Consider the following 18,024-nt stretch of genomic DNA (forward strand, 5'->3'; position numbering starts at 1 on the left):
GGCAGGGCACGCAACCGGCAAATAATCAGTAGGCTTGCTTTTATGATCTTCGCCAAGCGGCCGGACACGGCCCCATGAGGCTCCGGCGCAGCAACGCTTCGGGCCGAGGCTACCGCCGTGTTGCTGCCGGTAAAGGCTTCAGCTACCGGGACCTGGACGGCTCCACCTTGCCGCCCGGTCCGGTTCGGGACCGGCTGGAAAGCATCGGCATTCCGCCGGCGTGGACAGATGTATGGATTGCCCCGTTCGAGAACGGGCACATCCAGGCAACCGGTGTGGATGCGGTGGGCCGGCGCCAGTACATCTACCACCCGGAATGGCGGGAACGGAAGGACCGGGTGAAATTCGACCGTTCCCTGCAACTGGCGGAGTCGCTGCCGTCGGCCCGCCGCAGGGTCACCATGGACCTGCGCAGTGAGGGCTTTTCGCGTGACCGGGTCCTCGCCGGGGCCTTCCGGATGCTGGACAGCGGATCGCTGCGGGTGGGGTCTGAGCGGTACACGAACGAGAACGGCAGCCACGGGCTCGCCACCCTGCTCTGCGCCCACGTGACGGTGCGCAAGGACCGTATCCTGCTGAAGTTTCCCGCCAAGAGCGGCAAGGACTGGGAGTCGGAATTCCGCGACGCAGACCTCGCCGTCCTGCTGCGGCTGCTCAAGCGGCGCGGCCCCAATGCCCGGCTCCTGGCGTACAAGGAGGGACGGCAGTGGAAGCCGGTCACCAGTGCCGACATCAACGCCTACGTGAAGGAGCGGACCGGATCCGACTTCACGGCCAAGGACTTCCGGACCCTGCGGGGCACGGTTGCGGCTGCCGGCAGCCTGGCCCGCACAGGCGCCCGGCGGACGGCGGCCAAACGCAAGAGGGCCATCGCCCGGGCCATGATGGAAGCGTCGGAGGTGCTGGGCAACACGCCGTCGATCGCCCGCAAGAGCTACGTCGATCCCCGCATAGTGGATCACTACCACGAGGGCGAAACCATCGATCCCAAACGGCCCGACTCCGCCGAAGCCGAGCTCAGGGCCCTGCTGTACCGCGAAGGTGACGTGGTTCCGCTGGCGAAGAGCGGCTGAGCCCTAGAATAGGGGACTGTGCGCTACCTGTCCGGCGCATTCTCGTCAAGACAGCCAGTTCAGAAGGGCTTCCGGTGTCCAACCACAGCGAATCCGCCTCCTCCCGTCCCCTCCGCGTCGCCATTGTGGGCGCGGGGCCGGCCGGTGTCTACGCTGCGGACATCCTCACGAAGTCCAGCGGGGTCAAGGACGGCGACTTCGCGGTCAGCATCGACCTGTTCGAGGCCTACCCGGCGCCGTACGGCCTGATCCGGTACGGCGTGGCGCCGGACCATCCCCGGATCAAGGGCATTGTCAATGCGCTGCACAAGGTCCTGGACCGCGGCGACATCCGGTTCCTGGGCAACGTAACGTACGGCCGGGACCTCACCCTGCACGACTTCCGGGCCTTCTATGATGCGGTGATCTTTTCCACCGGCGCGGTCAAGGACGCTGACCTGGACATCCCCGGCATCGAGCTGCAGGGCTCCTTCGGCGGCGCTGATTTTGTGTCCTGGTACGACGGCCACCCGGACGTCCCCCGCGAGTGGCCCCTGGAGGCGAAGGAAATCGCGGTGATCGGCAACGGCAACGTGGCACTGGATGTGGCCCGCATGCTGGTCAAGCATCCTGAGGAGCTGTTGAGCACCGAGATTCCGGACAACGTTTACCAGGGGCTGAAGGCTTCGCCGGTCACGGACGTGCACGTCTTCGGCCGCCGGGGCCCGGCCCAGGTGAAGTTCACGCCGCTGGAACTGCGGGAACTGAGCCACATGAACGACGTGGACATTGTGCTCTACCCCGAGGACTTCGAGTTCGACGAAGCCTCCGATGACGCCATCCGCAGCAACAACCAGATCAAGACCATGGTGAACACGCTCACCAACTGGCTGGTGGAGGAGCACACCGAGTCCGAGAACCCGTCCTCCAGGCGGCTCCACCTGCACTTCCTGCACAGCCCCGTAGAGGTGCTCGACGACGGCACGGGCAAGGTGGGCGGGATCAAGTTCGAGCGCATGCAGCTCGACGGGACCGGGAATGCCAAGGGCACGGGGGAGTACATCGAGTACCCGGTCCAGGCCGTTTACCGGGCCATCGGTTACCACGGCTCCGCCCTGGACGAACTCGAGTACGACGCCAAGCGGGGCGTCATCCCCAACGAAGGCGGCCGGGTCCTGGACGCTGAAGGCAACCCCGTTCCCGGCATCTACGCCACCGGCTGGATCAAGCGCGGACCGGTAGGCCTGATCGGCCACACCAAGGGCGACGCCCTGGAAACCATCGGTTTCCTCCTTGAGGACCGGCTGACCCTGCCCCCGGCCAAGAACCCTGACCCCCAGGCGATTATCGACCTGCTGGAAGAGCGCGGCATCGAATACACCACATGGGAGGGCTGGAACAGGCTCGACGCCCACGAAGCAGGCCTCGGTGCTGCCTGGACCGGGCCCGAAGGCCTGGACCACGTGGTCCGCGAACGCATCAAGGTGGTGCCGCGCGAGGAGATGATCCGCATCTCCCGCGGCTGAGGATTCCCTGACCATCCCGGGACCCCTTACCTTGGGGCATATTTCGAGTTAAGCTGATTAACATGAATACGGACGGGATGAAGACCCGGCCCTACGACTCGCCCAAGCGCGCCGCCTCCGCCGCCGAAACGGGGCGCCGGATACTGCAGGCAACTTTGGACCTGTTCAAGGAAGGGCCGCTCGGTGACGTCACCCTGAATGCAGTGGCGGAACGGGCAGGTGTTACCGTCCAAACTGTCATCCGCCGCTTCGGTGACCGCATGGGCCTCATCCACGCCGCCGCTGAATTCGCGTCCGCAGAGGTTGCCGGCCAGCGCGGCGCCGTTCCCCCCGGCGACGTCCCGGCCGCCGTCGACAACCTCCTGGAGCACTACGAAACTACCGGTGCGCTGGCCCTGAAACTGTTGGCTGAGGAGGACACCTCACCCCTCCTGGCGGAAATCACCGAAGGTGCCAGGCGCCTCCACCGGCAGTGGTGTGAGCGGGTTTTCGCCCCCTTCCTTGAGGGCGGGTTCCTCCCGGACGGGCAGGACCGGAACCGGCGCCTGGCCCAGTTCGTCGCCCTCTGCGACGTCTACACCTGGAAGCTGCTCCGCCTGGATGCGGGCCTCAGCCGCGACCAGGTGGCACTTTCCTTACTCGAAATGCTGGAGCCCTTCACCCGGAGGCCGTGATGTCCACCGTTCTTGGCTATACCTCGCCCGCCATAGGCCATCTTTTTCCGATGGTTCCCCTGCTCCTGGAACTGAATGCCCGGGGCCACGATGTCCATGTACGGGCCCTTCCCGGCCAGGTCCCCATGCTGCGGAGCGCGGGCCTGCACGCCGAACCTGTCGACCAACGGCTCCTGGAGTTGGTGCACCGGGACTACCTGGCGAAGTCGGTCAAGGCGAACCTCGCCTCAAGCACCGAGACCTTCACAGCGCGTGCCCGGATTGACGCCCCGGACCTTCGCAGCGCCATTGGCGACGTCAATCCCGACCTGCTGCTGGTGGACATCAACGCGTGGGGTGCCCGCATGGTGGCGGAAGCCAGCGGGCTCCCGTGGGGAGCGTTCAGTCCCTACACCCCGCCGCTCCAGTCCAAGGGGACGCCGCCTTTCGGGCCCGGGCTGGACCCGATGCCGGGGCCGCTGGGAAGGATCCGGGACGCACTGGTACGCCCCCTCGTGACCGGAGCCGTGGAGAAGCTGATGCTGCCCGGCATCAACAGGGTGCGCGCTGACATCTCCGCCGGGAAACTTCCCCCGGTCCGGAGCGTGGACGCTTTCTTCCGCACCGCCCCGCTCACGCTGGTGACCACCTCCGAACCATTTGAGTACCCGCACCCTGACTGGGCGCCGGACGTCAGGATGATCGGGGCGCTGTCATGGGAACCGCCGGCACCGCTGCCCGCCTGGCTTGGTTCCCTCAAGGAACCGGTAATTCTGGTAACGACTTCGTCCGAATACCAGGCCGACGAAGCCATCGTTCACGCGGCACTGCAGGGCCTCGCGGGGGAGCCGTTCACCGTCGTCGCCACGCTGCCGGCCGCGGAGAGTGGCGCCGCAGGAGCGCACCGGGCTTCCAGTGTTGATGGCTTTGGACAGCTTCCCCCGAATGCCCGGCTGGAACATTTCCTGCCGCACGGGCCGGTTTTGGAGCACGCGGCAGTTGCCATCACCCATGGCGGAATGGGTGCCACCCAGAAGGCGCTGGCCAAGGGGGTTCCGGTGGTTGTGGTCCCGTTCGGCCGGGACCAGCATGAGGTGGCGGCGCGGGTTGTGGCGGCAGGCGCGGGTGTGCGCCTCAGCCGCAGGAAGCTCACTCCCGGGACGCTTCGAGCGGCGGTTCACGAGGCCCTTGGCAAGAGGGAAGGGGCCCGCCGGGTGGCCGACGGGTTCAGGGCAGCGGGCGGTGCAGCCGCCGGAGCGGACGCCCTGGAGCAATTGGTCCGCATCCAATACGGCTGACGCGTCCCTGTTTGCGTAACTTTTGCAGGCAGCTGGTCCCCGCAACCGCGCCGTTCCGGGGTCTGCCGCCTGCCACAGGGGCCAAAAGCAACGCATTTGCGGCCGCCGTCCAGCCCGGCTGAGGGGTACAATTGCCGGGCTGGCAGAACGAGTGCCGCGCACCATCATGGGAGTTCGATGACGAACCTGATCCAGCCGGCCGCCGAGCCGCACCAGCGAGCCGCCCTCGCCGGGCATGAGTTCCTGGACGGTGCCGCTGCCGGCACCCCGGAGATACCAGGCCTGCGCAAGCTCATCAAAGAGTCCTGGCAGCGTTCGGCCAGTTTCAAGGCAAACCCGGACAGCCTGGCAGCCCCGCTCGCCATGGACCGGGACGTGCTGGAGGACTACCGCAGCCAGCACCCCCTGGCCGCCATCATGCCTGTCATAAACAAGCTCCTGGTCCAGCCCAGCCACGACAGCGGCCTGCTGGTGGCAGTGGGTGACGAGGTGGGCCGGCTCCTGTGGGTGGACGGGGACCCCGTGCTGCAGCGCCGCGCCGAGGGCATGATGTTCGTCCCGGGTGCCGACTGGTCCGAGGCAACGGTGGGAACAAGTGCCCCCGGAACCGCCCTTGCCCTGGGCCGGGGAATCCAGATCGCCGGGGCCGAGCACTACCAGCGCACCGTCCACCCCTGGAGCTGCACCGCTGTTCCTTTCCACGATCCGGATTCCGGCGCCGTCCTGGGCGTGGTGGACATCACCGGTACGGCCACGGCGGTGGCACCCCACACGTTGTCGCTCGTCGAGGCGACCGTGGCCGCCGCGCAGGCGCAGCTGCGCGTTGAAAGGCTGCAGCTGGCGGCGTCGCTGGCCAGCAGGCCCGCACGACGGCGGAGCCATGGCAGCGCTTCCCGGTCACCGGTGCCGGGGGCGAAGGAGGGCAGCCTGTACCGCAACAGCCTCCAGCTGCTGGGCCGCGACCAGGCCCTGCTCAGCATCGAGGGCAAAACCGTGGTGCTGTCCGCCCGGCACAGCGAAATCCTCGCCCTGCTGAGCTCGCACCCGGACGGACTGAGCGCCGAGGAACTCAGCGTCCTCCTGTACCCGGGCGACGGGTCCACCATGACGCTGCGCGCCGAAATGGTCCGGCTGCGCAAGGTCCTGCAGCAGCTCAACCCGGCCGCCGTTCCCGGCTCGCGGCCGTACCGGCTGCCCCTGGACCTGGTGCCGGACAGCGGCCAGGTCCTTAACTGCCTGCAGCGCGGCGCCCACCGGATCGCGCTGGAGATCTACCGCGGGGCCGTGCTGCCCAAGTCCGAGGCCCCCGGCATCATCGACCTCCGGGACAGGGTCTCGTCCCTCATGCGGGAAGCCGTCCTCACGGACGGCAGCGCCGAAACGCTGCTCAAGTACGCTGAGCTGCCCGAGTCGAGGGACGACGTCGGGGTCCGGCGTGCCGCCCTGAAACTGCTGCCTGCCCGCTCGCCCAAGCGTGCCGCCGTCGTCGCCGACCTCGAGCGGCTGGAAGCCGAACTGCGCGCCTGACAATGAGCCCCTGTGATGTGGGCCACAGGGTTGCAACCTGACTGCAACCTTTGCCCTCCTACGCTGAGTGCAACGGCGGAGGCCATGAGCCGGCCTCCGCCCCATGCACAGCAAAGGAGCTAGCAATGACTGTTTACGCCCAGCCCGGTACCGAGGGTTCGAAGGTCACGTTCAAGGACCGCTACGAGAACTGGATCGGCGGCGAATGGGTGGCCCCGGTGAAGGGCCAGTACTTCGAAAACGTCACCCCGGTCACGGGCAAGGTCTTCTGCGAGGTGGCCCGCGGCACGGCGGAGGACATTGAACTGGCGCTCGACGCCGCGCACAAGGTTGCGCCGTCCTGGGGCAAGACCTCCGTGGCCGAGCGCGCCGCGATCCTGAACAAGATCGCTGACCGGATCGACGAGAACCTGGAAATGCTGGCCGTCGCCGAGTCCTGGGACAACGGCAAGCCCGTCCGTGAAACCCTCAACGCCGACATGCCCCTGGCCGCGGACCACTTCCGCTACTTCGCTTCCGCCGTCCGCGCCCAGGAGGGCCGGCTCTCGCAGCTCGACGAGGACACCACCGCCTATCACTACCACGAGCCGCTCGGCGTCGTCGGCCAGATCATCCCGTGGAACTTCCCCATCCTGATGGCCGTCTGGAAGCTCGCGCCCGCCCTCGCCGCCGGCAACGCCGTGGTGCTCAAGCCCGCCGAGCAGACGCCGGCGTCCATCCTGGTCCTGATGGAGCTCATCGGCGACCTGCTCCCCGCCGGCGTCCTGAACGTGGTCAACGGCTTCGGCGTCGAGGCAGGCAAGCCGCTCGCCTCCAGCCCCCGGATCCGGAAGATCGCCTTCACAGGCGAGACCACCACCGGCAGGCTGATCAGCCAGTACGCCAGCCAGAACCTGATTCCGGTCACCCTGGAGCTCGGCGGCAAGAGCCCGAACATCTTCTTCAATGACGTCGCCCAGGAGAACGACGCGTTCTACGACAAGGCCCAGGAGGGCTTCGCGCTGTTTGCCTTCAACCAGGGCGAAGTCTGCACCTGCCCGTCCCGCGCGCTGGTCCAGGAAGACATCTACGAGTCCTTCATGGCCGACGCCGTGGCCCGGGTGGAAAAGATGGTCCAGGGCAACCCGCTGGACACCGAAACCCAGGTCGGGGCGCAGGCCTCCAACGACCAGCTCGAGAAGATCCTGTCCTACATCGACATCGGCAAGCAGGAAGGCGCCACGGTCCTGACCGGCGGCGCCCGGGCCGAGCTGCCCGGCGACCTTGCCGGCGGTTTCTACGTCCAGCCCACGGTCTTCGAGGGCCACAACAAGATGCGGATCTTCCAGGAGGAGATCTTCGGCCCGGTGGTCGCCGTAACGAAGTTCAGCGACTACAACGACGCCATGGGCATCGCCAACGACACCCTCTACGGCCTCGGCGCCGGCGTCTGGTCCCGCAACGGCAACGTGGCATACCGGGCAGGCCGGGAAATCCAGGCCGGCCGTGTCTGGGTGAACAACTACCACGCCTACCCGGCGGGCGCCGCGTTCGGCGGCTACAAGTCCTCAGGCATCGGGCGCGAGAACCACGCCATGATGCTGGACCACTACCAGCAGACCAAGAACCTGCTGGTCAGCTACAACGAAAACAAGCTCGGCTTCTTCTAGAAGTAGCCGCTGCACCCCAGTTCCAACCCCGCTACAACGACGCAAGGATTTCGCCAATGACGACGAGAATGCAAGCAGCAGTAGTAACCGAATTCGGCAAGGACCTCCAGGTCCAGGACCTCGAGATTCCCGCCCCCGGCCCGGGACAGGCACTGGTCAAGGTCCTGACCACCGGCGTCTGCCACACCGACCTCCACGCGGCGGAAGGTGACTGGCCAGTCAAGCCCTCACCGCCCTTCATCCCCGGCCACGAGGGCGTGGGGGAAGTGGTGGCCCTCGGCGAGGGCGTCACCGACCTGGCCGTCGGTGACCTGGTGGGCAATGCCTGGCTCTGGTCCGCCTGCGGCGACTGCCAGTACTGCCGCACCGGCTGGGAAACACTCTGCGAAGTGCAGAAGAACGCCGGCTACAGTGTTGACGGCTCGTTCGGCGAGTACATGCTGGTGGACTCGCGCTTCGCCGCCCGCATACCGGCGGGATCCGACCCCGTCGAGGTGGCGCCGGTGCTCTGTGCCGGCGTCACCGTCTACAAGGGCCTGAAAATGACCGAAGCAAGGCCGGGGCAGTGGGTCACCATTTCCGGCATCGGCGGCCTTGGTCACATCGCCGTCCAGTATGCCGTCGCCATGGGCCTCCGGGTGGCTGCCGTGGATATTGCCGACGACAAACTCGCCCTGGCGAAGGCGCACGGCGCCGAACTGACGGTCAACGCCCTGCATGAGGACCCGGTGGAAGTCATCCAGCGCGAAACCGGAGGATGCCATGGAGTACTGGTCACCGCGGTGCATCCCTCGGCCTTCGGGCAGGCGATCGGCATGGCACGCCGTGGCGGGACGATCGTGTTCAACGGCCTGCCGCCCGGCGACTTTCCCGCACCGATCTTCGAGATTGTGCTCAAGGGCCTGACAGTCCGCGGTTCAATCGTGGGCACCCGCCAGGACCTGGAGGAGGCGCTGGACTTCTACGCCCAGGGCAAGATCCACCCCACGGTGTCCGTCCGGGAACTCTCGGAGGTCAACGCCGTCCTGGATGAAATGAAGCACGCCAAGATCGACGGCCGCGTAGTCCTGAGGTTCTGATGCCGCTGGACAGGCTTGAGGCCGGGGTGACGCTGCCCGGGGAGGACTTCTCGCGGGTGGCGCTCACCCCGGCGGCCGTGCAGCTGCTGCGGAAACTGTGGCTCCAGCACGGTCCGCTCATGTTCCACCAGTCCGGCGGCTGCTGCGACGGGTCCTCGCCCATGTGCTATCCGGCGGGCGACTTCATCACCGCGGAAGCAGACGTCCTGCTTGGCCTCTTCGACCTCTCCGAGGGACTGGAACCGCAGCCGCTGGAATTCTGGATGTCGCGGGAGCAGTTCAGCTACTGGAGCCACACGCACCTGACGGTGGACGTGGTGCCGGGCAGGGGGAGCGGCTTTTCGGTCGAGGCGCCGGAGGGAAAAAGGTTCCTGATCCGGTCCGCCCTGATGGACTGGCCCGCCTAGGCCGGTTCGACCAACTAGCACTTGGGACCCTTCATCTGAAGGGTCCCAAGTGCTTTGCCGGAATAAAGTTCGGCAGAGTAACCGTCTCACCATTCGGGACAATTGGGCCCGTCCAGTGGATGGACACTACCGTTAATAGGTCTGTTTCCATCCGAAACCAGGATTGTGATCCCCCAATGAACCTTCTCCGGACCAAATCCATCGAGCAGTCGATCGCCGACGCCGATGAGCCCGGGCGCAAGCTGAAGCGCTCCCTCAGTACCTGGGACCTGATGATCATGGGCGTCGCGGTTGCTGTCGGCGCCGGCATCTTCTCCGTTGGCGCCAAGGCTGCGGCCAACTTCTCCGGTCCCGCCGTGACCCTGTCCTTCGCCATCGCCGCCGTAACCTGCGCGCTGGCCATCATGTGCTACGCCGAGTTCGCCACCGCCATCCCGGTGGCAGGTTCCGCGTACGTCTTCACTTACGCCACCATGGGCGAACTCCTGGCCTGGATCATCGGCTGGAACCTGATCCTGGAGCTTTTCACCGCCGCGGCCGTGATCGCCAAGTACTGGGGCATCTACCTCAGCAAGGTATTCGCCCTCATGGGCGCCGATATTCCGCCGGCGATCTCCCTGGGCGGGATTGACCTCTACTGGGGTGCCTTCCTGATCGTGGCCGTCTTCACCGTGCTGCTGGTCCTGGGCACTAAGCTGTCCGCCCGCGTAGGCAACATCTTCACCCTGATCAAGATCGGCGTCGTCCTCTTTGTCATCGTGGTGGGCTTCACCTACGTGAAGGTCGAAAACTACGCCCCGTTCATCCCGGCCGCCCAGCCGACCGGCGGCGCCGGTGGCGCCGACGTCCTGAAGCAGTCGTTCTTCGGCTTCCTCACCGGAGCCGCCCCCGCCCAGTACGGCACCCTTGGCATCTTCGCCGGCGCCGCTCTGGTCTTCTTTGCCTTCATCGGCTTTGACGTGGTGGCCACCTCGGCGGAAGAAGTAAAGAACCCGCAGAAGACGCTGCCGCGCGGCATCTTCGGCGGCCTGGCCCTGGTAACCCTGCTCTACATCCTGGTGTCCCTGGCACTCACGGGCATGGTGTCCTACACGCAGCTGGCCGAGGCCGAGAACCCCACCCTCACCACGGCCTTCGAAGCAGTGGGGGACACCTCGGCGGCCAAGATCATTGCCTTCGGCTCCCTGGTGGGCCTGACCACCGTGATCATGGTGCTCCTCATGGGCCTGTCCCGCGTGGTGCTGGCCATGAGCCGCGACGGGCTACTTCCCCGTGCACTGTCCAAGACCAGCCAGAAGCGTTCGACGCCGGTGCGCCTCCAGATCATCTGCGGGGCCGCCGTCGCCCTGGTCGCCGGGCTGACCAACGTGGACCTGCTGGAAGAAATGATCAACATCGGGACGCTGTCCGCCTTCGTGGTGGTAAGCCTGGGCATCCTGGTGCTCCGCAAGAAGCGCCCGGACCTGAAGCCGGCCTTCCGCGTACCGTTCGGCAAGGTCCTGCCCGTCGTGTCCGCCGTGCTGTGCTTCTACCTGATGACCAACCTCGCGGTGGAGACCTGGATCTTCTTTGCGGTCTGGCTGGTCATCGGCATGGCGATCTACTTCTCCTACGGCCAGCGCCATTCCCGCCTCAACGAGCGCTTCGGCGACGCGAGCGCGGCGGTCAACGGACCGGCTGCTGACAAAGTGCGCGACGGCGAGGACGAGCTCACCCGCGCCTGACACCCCGTGCGAATGCCCGCCCTGGCCTGGCCATGGGCGGGCATTCGCATGTCCGGCTTCTAGGATGGATCACATGGCCCGTCCCACACGATCCGAACGCAAGGCAGAACTCCTGGCCGCGATCCTGGATTACCTGATGGACAAAACGCTTGCCGAGCTCACCTTCCGGAGCCTCGCTGAGGGCCTGGGGATGAGCGCGTATGTGCTGGTGTACCACTTTGGAAGCCGGGACCAGCTGATCAACGACATTGTGGTTTCCATCGAGTCCCGGCTGGACCGGATGCGCAATACCGATGTGCACGACATCGACCGCGCCGCCTGGCGGGACTTCCTGCTCGACTCCTGGCAGTGGACCATGGCCCAGCGGAACCGGCACCTGACGCGCCTGGAATTCGAAGCGACGGCGCAGGACATCGTGGCCGCCGAACCGAGGGGAACGTCGCAGGAGCACTTCCGGATGCTCCACCATAAAACCCGCGACTGGCTCATGGTGCAGGGAATTCCGGAGGAGTTTGCCGACACCGACGCGCGGCTCTTCACGTCCACCTTCTACGGGCTGCAGTTCGACTTCGTGGTCATGAATGAGCCGGAAGCGGCCACCAAGGCCTTCGAGCTGATGCTGGCGGTCTTCTTCAACAACCTGGAAACGCGCCTGGCGCCCGGTGGAGGGCAGGGCTGAGCCGTCCCCGGCGCCGCAGGCCGGGCGTTGGCAGGAACTGCGGAAATCCCAGGCCTGGCCACTGGAAACTGTCCCTTACGGTGCCGTCTCAGAGCTGTAACAATGAGCCGTACACGGATGTGCTGGCAGTCGTACCATGATTGAATCGGATAGTCGAACTTCTGTTCGAATGTCGAACACTGGGCTTGGGGGCGGGTCAGCCCCCGGTCATGGGCACGAAGGAGTGATCATGAAACGTCGTCTTATTTCCATCCTGGCAGTTGCCTCTGTCCTGGGGCTGGCGGCCTGCGGAAGCGGCTCGCCCAGTTCTACCGGCGGCGGAAGCGCACCGGCCACCGGGGGCGGCGGCGCGGGCTTGACCAAGGTCAGCGTCGGCGTCATCCCCATTGTGGACTGTGCCCCCATCTACCTTGGCGACAAGCAGGGATTCTTCAAGGACGAAGGCCTTCAGCTGGACATCCAGACGGCCACGGGCGGCGCGGCGATTGTCCCCGGCGTGGTCAGCGGCAGCTTCGACTTCGCGTTCTCCAACCTGATTTCGGTGATGGTCGCCAAGGACAAAGGGCTGGACCTGAAGTTCGTGGCCAACGGCGCCTCCACCACCGGCGAGAAGGGCAAGGACATCGGCGGCGTCGTGGCCCCGGCCGGCTCGGACATCAAGTCCGCGAAGGACCTGGCCGGCAAAACGGTGTCCGTGAACAACCTCTCCAATATCGGCGACACCACCATCAAGTCGGTGATCGAGAAGGACGGCGGTGATCCAAGTGGGGTGAAGTTCGTGGAGGTAGCCTTCCCGGACGCCCCGGCGGCGCTGGCCAACAAGCAGGTGGACGCCGCCTGGATCCTGGAGCCCTTCCTGTCGAAGGCCGTTGCTGAAGGCGGAACCGTGGTGTCGTCCAACTTTGTGGAGATGAGCCCGGAACTGGACATCGCCGGCTACTTCACCAAGGGCGACACCATCAAAGGCAAAGCGGAGCTGACCGGGAAGTTCACCCGGGCCATGAACAAGTCCCTTGAGTACGCCCAGGAGCATCCGCAGGAAGTCCGCGACATCGTGGGCACCTACACGAAGATCGATGAGGCCACCCGGGCCAGGATGATCCTGCCGCGCTACCGCACTGACTTCGACAAGGATGCCTTCAAGACGCTCGGCGATGCCGCGGCCAAGTACGGCACCCTGAGCAAAGCGCCGAGTGCGGACGACCTCCTCCCGTGAGTTCAGGAACCCTGGCCACCGGCGGGGCCGCTCCACGGGCGGAGCGGCCCCGAAGGAAGGGCGGCAAGGGAGCGGCGAAACAACTGCTCGGAGTCGCGGGGATCATCGGATTCCTGGCCACATGGGAGCTCATTCCCCGCCTCGGCCTGATTGATGAACGGTTCCTCCCGCCCGCCAGTGAAGTGGTTGCCGCCCTGGTTGTTGACTTCGGCCTCACGGCCTTCTGGGTTGCGGCGGGAGAAACCATGAAAGCGTGGTTCCTCGGCCTCCTGATCGCCGTGGCCGCAGCCGTCCTGCTCGGTTTCATCATCGGCTCCAGCGGCTTCCTCCGGAAGGCCACCAACTCCACCATCGAGTTCCTGCGCCCCATCCCGTCGGTGGCCCTTATCCCCTTGGCCGTGCTGCTCTTCGGGGTAAAGATCGAGTCGTCCCTGCTGCTCATCGTGTACGCCTCCTTCTGGCAGGTCCTCATTCAGGTGCTCTACGGCGTGGCCGACGTCGACATGGTCGCCAACAACACTGCCAAGACCTACGGACTGGGCCGGATGGCCCGCATCCGGTACGTCGTGTTTCCGACGGCCCTGCCCTACCTGATGACGGGTGTTCGGCTTGCCGCTGCGGTGGCGCTGGTCCTGGCCATCACGGCGGAACTGGTGATCGGTTCCCCGGGCCTGGGCCGGGAGATTGCCCTCGCCCAGTCCGGCGGCGCCATCTCCGGCATGTACGCCCTGGTGCTGGCCACCGGCCTGATAGGTGTCCTGATCAACATGGTGATGCGCCAGATCGAGAAGCGGATCCTGGCATGGCACTCGTCTGTGCGCTCGGAGGTGATCGTATGAGGTCGCTGAAAAACCTCGGCTATATCGTGGGCCTGCCGGTCCTGCTGGTCCTGGTCTGGTGGTCCTCCACCCTGGGAGCGGTCAACTTTTTTGTCCCCCGGCCCGCCGACCTTGTGGGGACCTTCGGCAAAGTATGGTTCGGTGACAGGTTCTTTTCCGATGTCCTGCCCAGCCTGGGCAGGCTGGTGGTGGGCGTGGCGGTGGCCATTGCCATCGGAGTTGTGGGCGGGGTCCTGATCGGGTCCATCCGGTGGCTGCGGGCACTGCTGGAACCGACGCTGGAATTCTTCCGTGCCATCCCGCCGCCGGTCCTGGTGCCGGTGCTGATGCTGCTGATGGGCATCACCGACTCCATGAAGGTCATGGTGATCATTTCCGGTTGCGTCTGGCCCGTGCTGCTCAACACCATCGAGGGTGTGCGGGCTGTGGACCCGGTGCTCTCCGACTCGGCACACACGTACGGCATCAGCGGCTGGGCGCGCGTGCGGCACCTGGTGCTTCCTTCCGCCAGCCCGCAGATCATGGCCGGGGTGCGCCAGTCGCTGTCCCTCGGGCTGATCCTCATGGTGATTTCCGAAATGTTTGCCTCGTCCTCCGGGCTGGGCTTCACCATTGTCCAGTTCCAGCGGTCCTTCGCCATCCCGGAAATGTGGTCCGGCATTGTGGTCCTGGGCCTGCTGGGCGTGGCCATGTCTTTCATCTTCCAGTGGGCGGAGCGGAACATCCTGCGCTGGTACCACGGCCAGAAAGAGGTAGAAAATGCAGCCTGAACCCACCCAAGCGACCACGGAGGCCACCCTCTCCGTCCGCGGGCTGAAGAAGGTCTACCAGACCGACGGCGGCGACGTGGAGGCGGTCCGGAACCTCACCTTTGACCTGCGCGCGGGGGAGCTGGCCTGCCTGGTGGGGCCCTCGGGCTCCGGCAAGACCACGCTGCTCAAGTGCATCTCCGGGCTCATGGCGCCGACCGAAGGCGAAGTGCTCCTGGACGGCAAGCGGGTGACCGGTCCACCCAAGAAGATGGCCGTGGTGTTCCAGGAATACGGACGTTCGCTGTTCCCGTGGATGCGGGTCCGCGACAACGTGGAACTGCCGCTGAAAAACCAGGGGGTGCCCAAGGCCGAACGGGACCGGCTGGTGGATGACGCCCTCGAGGCCGTGGGGCTCTCGCATGTGCCACGGTCCTACCCCTGGCAGCTTTCCGGCGGCATGCAGCAGCGCGTGGCTATTGCCCGGGCCATCGCGTACCAGCCCGAGGTCCTGCTGATGGACGAACCGTTCGCGGCCGTGGATGCGCAGACCCGGGCCGATCTTGAGGACCTGATCCGGGTGGTCTGGAGAAAGCTGGGCGTCACGGTGCTCTTCGTGACCCACGACATTGACGAATCCGTCTACCTCGGCGAGCGGGTAATCATCCTTTCCAGCTCGCCTACCGTGATCCAGGAGGATATTACGATCGACCTTCCGGACGAGCGCGACCAACTTAATACCCGTTCCCTGCCGCGCTTCACGGAGCTGCGCCACCACGTGTACGAACAGATCCAGCTGGCGAAGAAGGGGCACCGCCCGGCCGCGGCCTCATCCGGGAAGGAGACCCCGGTCAAGGGGCAGCATGCCGGCTGACCCAGTCAACCAATGGCCGCAGGTCCTCCCACAGCCCGGCGATGTCCTGGACCGCGGCAGGGGTTGCCAGCCAGTCCGGCCGGCCAAGGTTGACGCTGGCGGCGAGGGATTTGTGCTTCAGGAGTTCGGCCCGCGGGTGCTCCCGCGCATACCCGCGCGGCACCGTCTTTAGCTGCTCTCCCTCAACGGCAAAGCCGGCCGCGGCAACAGCCTCCAGGATCCGCCGGAGCGACTCGCCGGTGCCGGAGGCGTCCACGGAATTGCGGTACCTGGCCAGCTGCGCCGGCGTATGCGAGTGGTAGCCGCCGCCCACCAGCAGTCCGTCAGCGCTTATCTGCAGGTAGTAGCCAACCCCTTCCTGGACGGATGCCACCGCACCCTGGGCCGTCTTGTAGGGGGACTTGTCCTCGGAAAACCGGATGTCCCTGTTGGGCCGGAAGAGCTTCGCCGGCCCAAACCTGGGTTCCAGCTCCGCAAGCAGTAACGAAAGCGGTTCCCTGATCAGGGACAGGTAACTGTCCTTGTGTTCCTGCCACCACTCCCGGTTGTTGTTGTCCTGAAGCTCCTCATAGAACCCGAAGGCGCCGGCAGGTATGCCCTGGAAAGTTGTCATGCAGCGATCCTAGGGACGGCGGGCGGCGGCGGCCATGCGCGGAGCCGGGTATGTGGAAAAAAGAAGACCACCCCGCCACACGAACAGCGGCGGGGTGGTCTTCAGCAAGTCAAGACGGAGCTGGATCAGCCGATCTTGTTGGCAGCCTCAGCGTCGGAGGACGGAGCTGACGGAGCAGCCGCGGTACCGAGGTTGGCGCGCAGCTTGGCGCCGAGTTCGGCGTCAACGTTGGTCCAGTACTGGATGGCGCGTTCCTTGATGCCGGGGCTCTTGACGCCGCCCACTGCACCGGTGATGGTCTCGAGGAAGCGGGCCTTCGCAGCTTCGTCGTAGACCTCGCGGTAGAGCGTGCCCGCCTGGACGAAGTCGCCGTCCTCTGCGTGGAGGGAGTGCGCGGCGAGGGTCAGCTCGCCGTCGTTCTCCCAGCCGCCGGCCGGGTTCTGCGGCTCGACTGCGGCCGGGCCGCCAACGGAGTTGGGGGCGTAGACCGGCACGGACGGGGCGTTGAAGTGGTAGCGCCCGGCACCGTCCTGGCTGTAGTTGTTGACCTGGTTCTTGGGCTGGTTCACCGGGATCTGGGCGTGGTTGGTGCCGACGCGGTAGCGGTGGGCGTCCGCGTAGGAGAAGATGCGGGCCTGCAGCATCTTGTCCGGGGAAGCGGCGATGCCCGGCACGAAGTTCGACGGCGCGAAGGTGGCCTGCTCGATCTGCGCGAAGTAGTTCTCCGGGTTCCGGTTCAGCTCCATGGTGCCCACCTTGATCAGCGGGTAGTCGCCGTGCGGCCACACCTTGGTCAGGTCGAACGGGTTGAAGCGGTAGGTCTTGGCGTCCTCGTACGGCATGACCTGGACGTGCAGGTCCCAGGACGGGAAGTTGCCGGCCTCGATGTTCTCGGAGAGGTCGCGGATGTAGAAGTCGGCGTCGGAGCCTGCCAGCTGCTCGGCCTGCTCGCTGCCCATGGAGTTCACGCCCTGGTTGGACTTGAAGTGGTACTTGACCCAGAACCGCTCGCCCTCGGCGTTGATCCACTGGTAGGTGTGCGAGCCGTAGCCCTGCATTTCGCGCCAGGAGGCGGGCAGGCCGCGGTCGCCCATGAGCCAGGTGACCTGGTGTGCGGACTCGGGGGACAGGGTCCAGAAGTCCCACTGCATGTCGGCGTCGCGCAGGTGCGTGCCCGGCAGGCGCTTCTGGGAGTGGATGAAGTCCGGGAACTTGATGCCGTCACGGATGAAGAACACCGGGGTGTTGTTGCCCACGAGGTCGTAGTTGCCCTCGGTGGTGTAGAACTTCACGGCGAAGCCGCGGGGATCGCGCCAGGTGTCCGGGGAGCCGCTTTCGCCGGCCACGGAGGAGAAGCGGATCAGCATTTCGGTTTCGACGCCGGGCTGGAGGAAGGCTGCCTTGGTGTACCTGGACACGTCCTCGGTGGCCTTGAACGTACCGAATGCGCCGCCGCCCTTGGCGTGCACTACGCGCTCCGGCACCCGCTCGCGGTTGAACTGGGCGAGCTTTTCCACCAGGTAGTGGTCAGTCAGGATGATGGCACCGTCGGCACCGACTGACTTCGAGTGCGCGTCCGACGTAACGGGGGCACCTGACTGGGTTGTTGAAATGGCAGTCATTGTTCTCCTATTTCTCTATTTCTTGCGGGGGACGATTGGAAGGAAGTTGTTGGGACTGCTGGCAGTCCTGGCAGATGCCCTGGTACATGACATCGGCGATCTGGATGGTCATCGGCTTGGCGTTTTCATCCCAGTGGGGGGTGAGGCAGGGTGCGTGGCCCACTGCGCAGTCGACGTCCTCCACCCGGCCGCAGCTGATGCAGATGGCGTGGTGGTGGTTGTCGCCCACCCGCGTCTCGTACAGGGCGGGGGAGTGCGGGGGCTCAAACCTGCGGAGCATGTGCAGGTCCGTCAGGTCGCCGAGCACAACATATACGGACTGTGCCGTCAGCTCAGGCAGTTCGGCGCGGGCGGCGGCCAGGATGCTCTCCGCAGGGGAGTGGGGGTGGCGTTCGACGGCGGCCAGGACCGCCAACCGCTGTTTGGTCACCCTGCGGCCGTGGGCACGCAGGGCGGCAGCCCATGCCTCGTGGCCGTCAAAGTGTTCCGTCATGCCACCATTCAAGCACTTATTATG

Annotated in this window: 17 protein-coding genes; 14 read left to right on the forward strand and 3 right to left on the reverse strand. The window is 65.9% G+C overall.

What is annotated here, in order from left to right:
- Positions 1–74: 74 nt before the first annotated feature.
- From GK109_RS15255 to GK109_RS15320, 14 genes are all read left to right on the forward strand, one after another.
- On the forward strand, positions 75–1,073 hold the full coding sequence (locus tag GK109_RS15255) for a DNA topoisomerase IB (protein WP_157241539.1): 999 nt from the start codon (positions 75–77) through the stop codon (positions 1,071–1,073).
- Between the two features lie 74 nt (positions 1,074–1,147).
- Positions 1,148–2,578 carry an FAD-dependent oxidoreductase gene (locus tag GK109_RS15260; RefSeq protein ID WP_321214146.1) on the forward strand — a complete coding sequence of 477 codons (1,431 nt, stop codon included), beginning with the start codon at positions 1,148–1,150 and terminating at the stop codon, positions 2,576–2,578.
- Between the two features lie 62 nt (positions 2,579–2,640).
- On the forward strand, positions 2,641–3,252 hold the full coding sequence (locus tag GK109_RS15265; protein WP_157241541.1) for a TetR/AcrR family transcriptional regulator: 612 nt from the start codon (positions 2,641–2,643) through the stop codon (positions 3,250–3,252).
- Entirely contained in the window at positions 3,252–4,529 is a 1,278-nt protein-coding gene (locus tag GK109_RS15270) for a glycosyltransferase (RefSeq protein ID WP_157241542.1), read from the forward strand. Before GK109_RS15265 ends, GK109_RS15270 begins: the two co-directional genes overlap by 1 nt.
- A 177-nt stretch (positions 4,530–4,706) precedes the next feature.
- Positions 4,707–6,056: a GAF domain-containing protein gene (locus GK109_RS15275; protein WP_157241543.1), complete on the forward strand. Its 1,350-nt coding sequence runs from the start codon at positions 4,707–4,709 to the stop codon at positions 6,054–6,056.
- A gap of 125 nt (positions 6,057–6,181) precedes the next feature.
- Complete coding sequence (locus tag GK109_RS15280) at positions 6,182–7,705, forward strand: aldehyde dehydrogenase family protein (RefSeq protein ID WP_157241544.1); 1,524 nt, start codon at positions 6,182–6,184, stop codon at positions 7,703–7,705.
- A 56-nt stretch (positions 7,706–7,761) separates the two neighbouring features.
- Entirely contained in the window at positions 7,762–8,784 is a 1,023-nt protein-coding gene (gene adhP, locus GK109_RS15285) for an alcohol dehydrogenase AdhP (protein WP_197432478.1), read from the forward strand.
- Complete coding sequence (locus GK109_RS15290) at positions 8,784–9,191, forward strand: DUF779 domain-containing protein (protein ID WP_157241545.1); 408 nt, start codon at positions 8,784–8,786, stop codon at positions 9,189–9,191. Before adhP ends, GK109_RS15290 begins: the two co-directional genes overlap by 1 nt.
- 176 nt (positions 9,192–9,367) lie before the next feature.
- The gene (locus GK109_RS15295; protein ID WP_157241546.1) at positions 9,368–10,915 is read left to right on the forward strand and encodes an amino acid permease; all 1,548 of its coding nucleotides are present in this window, start codon (positions 9,368–9,370) and stop codon (positions 10,913–10,915) included.
- Positions 10,916–10,988: 73 nt separating this feature from the next.
- Complete coding sequence (locus tag GK109_RS15300; RefSeq protein ID WP_157241547.1) at positions 10,989–11,594, forward strand: TetR/AcrR family transcriptional regulator; 606 nt, start codon at positions 10,989–10,991, stop codon at positions 11,592–11,594.
- Between the two features lie 229 nt (positions 11,595–11,823).
- Positions 11,824–12,810 (forward strand): ABC transporter substrate-binding protein, encoded by a 987-nt coding sequence (locus GK109_RS15305; protein WP_157241548.1) that lies wholly within the window; start codon positions 11,824–11,826, stop codon positions 12,808–12,810.
- Entirely contained in the window at positions 12,807–13,649 is an 843-nt protein-coding gene (locus tag GK109_RS15310; protein WP_323056957.1) for an ABC transporter permease, read from the forward strand. The genes GK109_RS15305 and GK109_RS15310 overlap by 4 nt, the downstream gene beginning before the upstream one ends.
- On the forward strand, positions 13,646–14,419 hold the full coding sequence (locus tag GK109_RS15315; protein WP_157241549.1) for an ABC transporter permease: 774 nt from the start codon (positions 13,646–13,648) through the stop codon (positions 14,417–14,419). Before GK109_RS15310 ends, GK109_RS15315 begins: the two co-directional genes overlap by 4 nt.
- Positions 14,409–15,272 carry an ABC transporter ATP-binding protein gene (locus GK109_RS15320; protein ID WP_157241550.1) on the forward strand — a complete coding sequence of 288 codons (864 nt, stop codon included), beginning with the start codon at positions 14,409–14,411 and terminating at the stop codon, positions 15,270–15,272. The genes GK109_RS15315 and GK109_RS15320 overlap by 11 nt, the downstream gene beginning before the upstream one ends.
- Here GK109_RS15320 and GK109_RS15325 read toward each other — a convergent pair.
- The 3 genes from GK109_RS15325 to GK109_RS15335 all read right to left on the reverse strand — a co-directional run bounded on the left by GK109_RS15325 (position 15,250) and on the right by GK109_RS15335 (position 18,000).
- Positions 15,250–15,885 carry a DUF2461 domain-containing protein gene (locus GK109_RS15325; RefSeq protein ID WP_157241551.1) on the reverse strand — a complete coding sequence of 212 codons (636 nt, stop codon included), beginning with the start codon at positions 15,883–15,885 and terminating at the stop codon, positions 15,250–15,252. The genes GK109_RS15320 and GK109_RS15325 overlap by 23 nt on opposite strands.
- Positions 15,886–16,010: 125 nt before the next feature.
- Positions 16,011–17,507 (reverse strand): catalase, encoded by a 1,497-nt coding sequence (locus GK109_RS15330; RefSeq protein ID WP_157241552.1) that lies wholly within the window; start codon positions 17,505–17,507, stop codon positions 16,011–16,013.
- Positions 17,508–17,514: 7 nt separating this feature from the next.
- A complete protein-coding gene (locus GK109_RS15335; RefSeq protein WP_157241553.1) occupies positions 17,515–18,000 on the reverse strand; it encodes a Fur family transcriptional regulator in 486 nt (161 codons plus the stop codon).
- Between the last annotated feature and the right edge of the window lie 24 nt (positions 18,001–18,024).

The organism is Pseudarthrobacter sp. GA104 (assembly GCF_009741265.1).
Classification (GTDB): domain Bacteria; phylum Actinomycetota; class Actinomycetes; order Actinomycetales; family Micrococcaceae; genus Arthrobacter.

Excerpts from the sequence above, each read along its gene's own strand:
- GK109_RS15300 (WP_157241547.1), top strand. The coding sequence starts at position 10,989 with ATGGCCCGTCCCACACGATCCGAACGCAAGGCAGAACTCCTGGCCGCG.
- GK109_RS15335 (WP_157241553.1), bottom strand. The coding sequence starts at position 18,000 with ATGACGGAACACTTTGACGGCCACGAGGCATGGGCTGCCGCCCTGCGT.
- GK109_RS15325 (WP_157241551.1), bottom strand. The coding sequence starts at position 15,885 with ATGACAACTTTCCAGGGCATACCTGCCGGCGCCTTCGGGTTCTATGAG.
- adhP (WP_197432478.1), top strand. The coding sequence starts at position 7,762 with ATGACGACGAGAATGCAAGCAGCAGTAGTAACCGAATTCGGCAAGGAC.
- GK109_RS15275 (WP_157241543.1), top strand. The coding sequence starts at position 4,707 with ATGACGAACCTGATCCAGCCGGCCGCCGAGCCGCACCAGCGAGCCGCC.
- GK109_RS15305 (WP_157241548.1), top strand. The coding sequence starts at position 11,824 with ATGAAACGTCGTCTTATTTCCATCCTGGCAGTTGCCTCTGTCCTGGGG.
- GK109_RS15295 (WP_157241546.1), top strand. The coding sequence starts at position 9,368 with ATGAACCTTCTCCGGACCAAATCCATCGAGCAGTCGATCGCCGACGCC.
- GK109_RS15315 (WP_157241549.1), top strand. The coding sequence starts at position 13,646 with ATGAGGTCGCTGAAAAACCTCGGCTATATCGTGGGCCTGCCGGTCCTG.
- GK109_RS15255 (WP_157241539.1), top strand. The coding sequence starts at position 75 with ATGAGGCTCCGGCGCAGCAACGCTTCGGGCCGAGGCTACCGCCGTGTT.
- GK109_RS15330 (WP_157241552.1), bottom strand. The coding sequence starts at position 17,507 with ATGACTGCCATTTCAACAACCCAGTCAGGTGCCCCCGTTACGTCGGAC.
- GK109_RS15290 (WP_157241545.1), top strand. The coding sequence starts at position 8,784 with ATGCCGCTGGACAGGCTTGAGGCCGGGGTGACGCTGCCCGGGGAGGAC.
- GK109_RS15265 (WP_157241541.1), top strand. The coding sequence starts at position 2,641 with ATGAATACGGACGGGATGAAGACCCGGCCCTACGACTCGCCCAAGCGC.
- GK109_RS15320 (WP_157241550.1), top strand. The coding sequence starts at position 14,409 with ATGCAGCCTGAACCCACCCAAGCGACCACGGAGGCCACCCTCTCCGTC.
- GK109_RS15270 (WP_157241542.1), top strand. The coding sequence starts at position 3,252 with ATGTCCACCGTTCTTGGCTATACCTCGCCCGCCATAGGCCATCTTTTT.
- GK109_RS15280 (WP_157241544.1), top strand. The coding sequence starts at position 6,182 with ATGACTGTTTACGCCCAGCCCGGTACCGAGGGTTCGAAGGTCACGTTC.